Origin of the sequence: Stenotrophomonas sp. GD03958, assembly GCF_029839005.1 — a bacterium.
GTDB classification, from domain to species: domain Bacteria; phylum Pseudomonadota; class Gammaproteobacteria; order Xanthomonadales; family Xanthomonadaceae; genus Stenotrophomonas; species Stenotrophomonas hibiscicola.
The window spans coordinates 20,890-27,119 of sequence record NZ_JAOBZT010000060.1 but is presented as its reverse complement, the minus strand read 5'-3'; the positions used below and the strand labels follow the sequence as shown (position 1 = coordinate 27,119).

7 protein-coding genes are annotated in these 6,230 nt (G+C 66.9%); 3 read left to right on the top strand and 4 right to left on the bottom strand.

Annotated elements, in window-relative coordinates:
- Positions 1-4 precede the first annotated feature (4 nt).
- Positions 5-427 carry a F0F1 ATP synthase subunit epsilon gene (locus tag N5C25_RS15880; protein ID WP_005419509.1) on the top strand — a complete coding sequence of 141 codons (423 nt, stop codon included), beginning with the start codon at positions 5-7 and terminating at the stop codon, positions 425-427.
- Positions 428-623: 196 nt separating this feature from the next.
- Here N5C25_RS15880 and N5C25_RS15875 read toward each other — a convergent pair whose 3' ends face one another.
- A complete protein-coding gene (locus N5C25_RS15875; RefSeq protein ID WP_019660729.1) occupies positions 624-1,007 on the bottom strand; it encodes a GtrA family protein in 384 nt (127 codons plus the stop codon).
- An 83-nt stretch (positions 1,008-1,090) separates the two neighbouring features.
- On the opposite strand from N5C25_RS15875, the gene glmU reads away from it, so the two are divergent.
- Positions 1,091-2,458, top strand: a complete 1,368-nt coding sequence (gene glmU / locus N5C25_RS15870) for a bifunctional UDP-N-acetylglucosamine diphosphorylase/glucosamine-1-phosphate N-acetyltransferase GlmU (protein WP_279937254.1) — start codon at positions 1,091-1,093, stop codon at positions 2,456-2,458.
- Positions 2,427-2,960: a GNAT family N-acetyltransferase gene (locus N5C25_RS15865; RefSeq protein WP_262214023.1), complete on the top strand. Its 534-nt coding sequence runs from the start codon at positions 2,427-2,429 to the stop codon at positions 2,958-2,960. Before glmU ends, N5C25_RS15865 begins: the two co-directional genes overlap by 32 nt.
- 68 nt (positions 2,961-3,028) lie before the next feature.
- Here N5C25_RS15865 and N5C25_RS15860 read toward each other — a convergent pair whose 3' ends face one another.
- The 3 genes from N5C25_RS15860 to N5C25_RS15850 form a co-directional block, all read right to left on the bottom strand.
- Entirely contained in the window at positions 3,029-4,381 is a 1,353-nt protein-coding gene (locus N5C25_RS15860; protein WP_279937253.1) for an ATP-binding protein, read from the bottom strand.
- Complete coding sequence (locus N5C25_RS15855; protein WP_279937252.1) at positions 4,378-5,724, bottom strand: sigma-54 dependent transcriptional regulator; 1,347 nt, start codon at positions 5,722-5,724, stop codon at positions 4,378-4,380. Before N5C25_RS15855 ends, N5C25_RS15860 begins: the two co-directional genes overlap by 4 nt.
- A gap of 123 nt (positions 5,725-5,847) precedes the next feature.
- A complete protein-coding gene (locus N5C25_RS15850; RefSeq protein WP_031270494.1) occupies positions 5,848-6,216 on the bottom strand; it encodes a PDZ domain-containing protein in 369 nt (122 codons plus the stop codon).
- Between the last annotated feature and the right edge of the window lie 14 nt (positions 6,217-6,230).

Below are 6,230 nucleotides of genomic sequence, written 5' to 3'. Positions count from 1 at the left end.
TTGCATGAGCACGATCCGTTGCGACATCGTCAGCGCCGAGCAGGAAATCTTCCGTGGCGAAGCGACCCTGGTCGTGGCCACCGGTGAGCTGGGCGAACTGGGCATCGCGCCCAAGCACGCGCCGCTGATCACCCGCCTGAAGCCGGGCAAGGTGGTGGTGACCACGCCGAATGGCGAGCAGCTGGATTTCGCCATTTCCGGCGGCATCCTGGAAGTGCAGCCGCAGGTGGTGACCGTGCTGGCCGACACCGCGATCCGCGCGCAGGACATCGACGAAGCCTCGGTCCGCAAGGCCAAGGAAGAAGCCGAACGCATCCTGGCCAACCGCGGCGAAGCGATGGAAGTGGCTGAAGCCCAGCAGAAGCTGGCCGAGGCCGTCGTCCAGCTGCAGGCACTGGAACGCCTGCGCAAGAATCTCAAGCACTGAGGTTCGCGCTGCACCCACGAGAACGCCGGCCCTGTGCCGGCGTTTTTGTTTGTGCTGGCGGGGCAGCGCCGACTGGGTAGAGTCGACTGTTAGTCGACTACCGCGCGCAGCGCGGGATTTCGCGGCCTGATGGAAGCGCAGGCGACTGACAGTCGACTCTACCAATCCCAGCCCCGATCCCGATCCTGGTGCCGTCTCAGCGATACACCACGTAGCGCATCAACAGGAACGACACGCAGGCCAGCCCGCCTTCCACCAGCGGCTTGGCCAGCCACGTGTACTGCAGGCCCAGCGCCTGGTCGACCAGGCTGACCAGCAGCGTGCTCGCTGCCGTCAGCAGCAGCCACAGCCCGAAGAAGCGTGCGAATCGCTTCCATCCCAGCTTGCGGGCGCCGGCCTCGGCAAAGGTGTAGCGGCCGTTGAGCCAGAAGCCCAGCAGCATGCCGGCCAAGCGGCCGGTGATATTGGCCGGCGCGACCGGCATGCCCAGCGCGCTGGCGGCCACGAACACCAGCCAATCGACCAGCAGCTGCACGAGCCCGATGACGAGATAGGTGCTTCCCTGGCGGACGAGGCCCATCAGCGTGGTGAAGGAGGCGGGATGCCCATGTTAACGGCCCACGCTCTAGAATCATCTGCAACGAACCACGGACCGCCTTTTCCATGACCCAACCCCTGCACGTCATCATCCTCGCCGCTGGCGCGGGCAAGCGCATGAAGTCGGTGCTGCCGAAAGTGCTGCAGCCGATCGCCGGCCAGCCGATGCTGGCGCATGTGATCGATGTGGCCCGCGAGTTGCAGCCTACGGCGATCCACGTGGTCCATGGCCATGGTGGCGAGGCGGTGCGGCAGTATTTCGCCGACCAGCCCGACCTGCAGTGGGCCGAACAGGCGCAGCAGCTCGGCACCGGCCACGCCGTGGCGCAGGCGATGCCGGAAGTGCCAGATGCGGCGCAGGTGCTGGTGCTGTACGGCGACGTGCCGCTGATCCGCGCGGACACGTTGCGCCACCTGCTGGCCCAGCCAGGCCGCTTGTCCGTGCTGGTGGCCGAGCTCGATGACCCGACCGGTTACGGCCGCGTGCTGCGCGATGCGGAGGGCAAGGTCGGCTCCATCGTCGAGCAGAAGGACGCCACTGACGACCAGCTGCGCGTGCGCACGATCAATACCGGCATCATCGCCGCCGAGTCGACCGCGCTGCGCCGCTGGCTGTCGCAGCTGTCCAACGGCAACGCCCAGGGCGAGTATTACCTCACTGACGTGTTCGCGTTCGCCGCGAACGAGTACACCCCGGCCGAGATGGCGCTGGTCGCCGATGCACAGGAGGCCGAGGGGGCAAATGATCCCTGGCAGCTGTCGCAGCTGGAGCGCGCCTGGCAGCGCCGTGCGGTGCGTGCACTGTGCGCACAGGGCGCGCGCGTGCGCGACCCGGCACGCCTGGATATCCGTGGCACCGTCACCGTGGGCAGCGATGTGCTGATCGATGTCGACGTTGTCCTTGAAGGCAACATCGTGCTCGGTGACGGCGTCACCGTAGGCCCGTTCAACAGGCTGAAGGACGTCAACCTGGGGCCAGGCACCGAAGTGCGTGCGCACTGTGATCTGGACGGCGTGGTCACCGAAGGCGCTGCGCAGATTGGCCCGTTCGCACGGCTGCGCCCGGGCACCGTGCTGGCCGATGGCGTGCACGTCGGCAACTTCGTCGAGACCAAGAAGGTCACCCTCGGTGTGGGCAGCAAGGCCAACCACCTCACCTATCTGGGCGACGCGGTGATCGGCAGCAAGGTCAACATCGGTGCAGGAACCATCACCTGCAACTATGACGGCGTAAACAAGTCGACCACCACCATCGGCGACAACGCATTCATTGGCTCCAACAGTTCGCTGGTCGCGCCGGTACTGATCGGCGAAGGCGCGACCATCGCCGCCGGCTCGGTCATTACCCGCAACGCGCCTGATGGCAAGTTGACACTGGCACGTGCACGGCAGGAAACCATCGATGGCTGGAAGCGCCCGCTCAAGAAGGCCTGAGGCACGCATTCCGCACGCCGACGAGCTCGGCCTGCTGCCGGGCATTGAACAGCGGGCTGGCGAACTGCTCAGGGACCACGAAGCCTATCGGGTGTTCGCCGGCCACGGCCTGGACCTGGCGACACTGCAGTACGGCCTTGAGCGCGGGCAGCTGTGGGTGGTGGATGCGGCCGGCGGTGGCATTGCCGGCTACGTGCTGGCGGGAGAATTGGCAGGTGAGTTCCATGTGCTGCAGATGGATGTGGATCCTGCACACGGGCGGCAAGGCCATGGCCGCGCGTTGTTGCGCCATGCGTTGGCACAGGCCAGGGCCGACGGCTACGCGTCAGCGGTGCTGACAACGTTGATCGACGTACCGTGGAATGCGCCTTTCTATGCCAGCGAAGGATTCGTTGAAGTGCCGGAGGCGGAGTGGGGTGCCGGGCTGCAGTCGGTGATGGCCGAAGAGGCTGCGCTCGGGTTTCCGATGCACCTGCGGGTGGCGATGCGGTGGGTCTGGTAGGTGCCGACCCTGGTCGGCACATCCACGCATGGCGTGGATCTACTGGCAGACCGAGCCAAGTCGGCAACTCACCCCGCCGGCAGCAGGATCGAGACGCACAACCCGCCATCGCCACGATTCTGCAGTGACACACGCCCGCCGTGCGCCTCCACGATCTCGCGGGTCAACGCCAGCCCCAGCCCGGTGCCGTTGCGCTTGGTGGAATAGAACGGCATCAGCGCGTTCTGCAGCACCTGCTCGTTCATGCCCTTGCCACGGTCCAGCACATCCAGGCGCAGCCATTGCGGCAACCGCGTCAGCTGCACCTGCACGTCATCATTGGGCGGATCGGCTTCGGCGCCGGCCTCATGCGCGTTCTTCAACAGGTTCAACAACGCCTGCCCAAACTGCGCGATGTCGATGCGGCTGCTCAGTTCCTCGTCCGGCTCGCGCTCCATGGTGAACGGAATCTGCTGGCGCAGGCTGGACAGGAAGGGGGCCCAGTGCACGGTCTGCAACTGCGGCTGCGGCAGCTTGGCAAAACGCGCATAGCCGCGAATGAAACCTTCCAGATGGCGCGCCCGGTCTTCGATGGTGGTGAAGATCTCCGGCAGCCGATCGAAGCGCTCGCGCTGCACCAGCACGCCGCCGGAATGGGCCAGCGAGGCGATTGGTGCCAGCGAGTTGTTGAGCTCGTGGCTGATCACCCGGATCACCTTCTTCCACGTCTGCACTTCCTGGCGGCGCAGCTCGGCGGTGAGCAGGCGTACCAGCAACAGGTCGTGCGGACGGCCATTGAGGTGGAAAGAACGACGTGAGAGGTGATAGACCTGTTCGTCATCCTCGTCGCTGTCTTCGCCTTCCGCATGCACCGCGAACAGGCTGTCGCCGCCGCGGGCGATGGCATCGCGCAGTTCCACCGGCACCTGTTCCAGCACGTCCTCCAGGCGCTGTCCTTCCAGCTTCCAGCCGCCATGCAGCAACTTGCGCGCGGCCAAGTTGGAGAACACCACGCGGGCGATGCCATCGCCGCCGGAGGCGATCAGCAGCATGGCCACCGGCGTGTTCTGCACCATTGTGTCCAGCAGCAGTTCGCGTTGCACCAGGCCCTGCCGCTGTGCACGCAGTACATCACCCAGTTCGCGGTGTGCCTGCACCAGGTCGCCGAGCTCGTCATTGCCGGGCCAGTGCACGCCGAAGTTGTATTCGCCGTCGCGATAGCTGCTGGTGGTGCCCGCCAGGGCCCGCATCAGTGACCGCACGGGGGCGGTGGCACGGCGCAGCGTCCACCACATCAGCGACAGCAGGATCAGTGCCGACACGGTGGTCACAACCCAGCCGTGGTCCATCCAGTACGCCAGCAGCCACGGCAACGCGGCGGCCAGCGCCAGCACCGGCAGCAGGCGCAGGAACAGACGGAAGGTGAACGAACGCCGCTTCATTCGCGTGGGATGCCGTGCCGGTCCATGCGCCGGTACAGCGCCTGGCGGCTCAGGCCGAGTTCGGCGGCGGCCTGGGCGATGACGCCGTGGTTGCGCGCCAGCACATCCTCGATGCGCGCACGGTCAGGATCATTGCCGGCACTGGGCGCCGGTCGCGAAGCAGGTGCGGCACGCGGCAGGTTCAGGTCGGCCACTTCGATGCGGTTGCCGGTCGCCAGCAGCTCGGCGCGCTGGATCACGTTGCGCAGTTCGCGCACGTTGCCGGGCCAGGGATGCCGTTGCAGGGCCGCGGTGGCGGCGCTGGACAGCGGCTTGCCGGCGGTCAGGAAGCGCTCGGCCAGCGGCACGATGTCGCCCGGGCGTTCGGCCAATGGTGGCAGTACCAGTTCCACCGTATTGAGGCGGTAGTACAGGTCTTCGCGGAAGGTGCCGTCGCGGATCATCGCCGGCAGGTCGGCATTGGTCGCACTGACCACGCGGACTTTGACCTGGCGCTCGCGATTGGAGCCAAGACGCTCGAAGCGGCCGGTTTCCAGCACACGCAGCAGCTTCATCTGCCCGCCCAGCGACAGGTTGCCGATCTCATCCAGGAACAGGGTGCCACCATCGGCGGCCTCGAACTTGCCTTCGCGTGCCTTGTTGGCGCCGGTGTATGCGCCGGCTTCGGCACCGAACAGTTCGGCCTCGATCAGTTCCGACGGCAGGGCGCCGCAGTTGACCGTGATGAACGGGCCCTTGGCCACCAGCGAGTTGGCCTGGATGATCTGCGCGATCTTCTCCTTGCCGGCACCATTGGGACCGGTGATCAGCACCGGCAGTTCGGAGCGCGCGACCTGGCAGGCCAGGGCAATGACGCGCTCGCTGGCCGGATCGGCGAAGACCGCACCACACAGCTCGTACTTTTCTTCCAGCGCGTTGCGCTGCCGCAGCTCACGCGCGCGCCGCCGGTCCAGCTCGCGGCGTGCCTCGGACAGCTCGAGCAGATTGTTGACCGTGGTCAGCAGCTTGCGGTCGTCCCAGGGCTTGGCCAGGTAGTCGGCGGCACCGGCCTTGACCAGGTCCACCGCGCTGCTCAGGTGGGTCCAGGCGGTGAGCAGGATCACCGGCAGGTCCGGGTGGCGCGCGCGGATCTGTGCGAACAGCGCTTCGCCCTCCTCGCCGGAGGTGGTGTCCTCGCTGAAATTCATGTCCTGGATCACCAGATCAACCGGCTGCGACTCGAGCAGGGCCAGCCCTTCGGCCGGGCTCTGCGCCTGCAGGGTGTCGATGTCATGCAGGGAGAACAGCACGTCCAGCGCGGTGCCCACGCTGGCGTTGTCGTCGATGATCAGGATCGAAGGCATCAAGCAGTTCTGCAGAAAGGGATGGGCGGCGCCGATGGAGCCGTGTTCGTATCCATACGCCGGGAGAGCCCGGCGCCACCCATCAAGCATAGCCAAAGCCGCGGCGACGAGGGCGGGCTGGTTTCAGCGCCGCGCTGGTGGCGGCGGTGGCGGCGGTGGCGGAGCGACCAGCGCCAGCCGCCACGAGGTGGCGTCCACCGGGACGGTGAGCTCGCGTTTGTCGCGGCGCAGCAACAGGTACGCAGTCGGGGCACTGGAATGCCGCAGCGCATCGGCAAGATGCTCGATGCGCCGCACAGCCGTATCGTCCAGGCGCAGGATGCGGTCGCCGCTGCGCACGCCGAAGCGGGCTTCCGGACGCGCGGCTTCCACCCGCACCTGGCCCTCGGTCGAGCGCAGCGCCAGGCGGGCATCATCCTGGCGCCATTCCAGCGTCTGCGAGCTGCCACCGCCGGCCAGCGCCGGCAGTGGCAGCAGTGCCATCAACAGCATCCGGCAGGCACGCA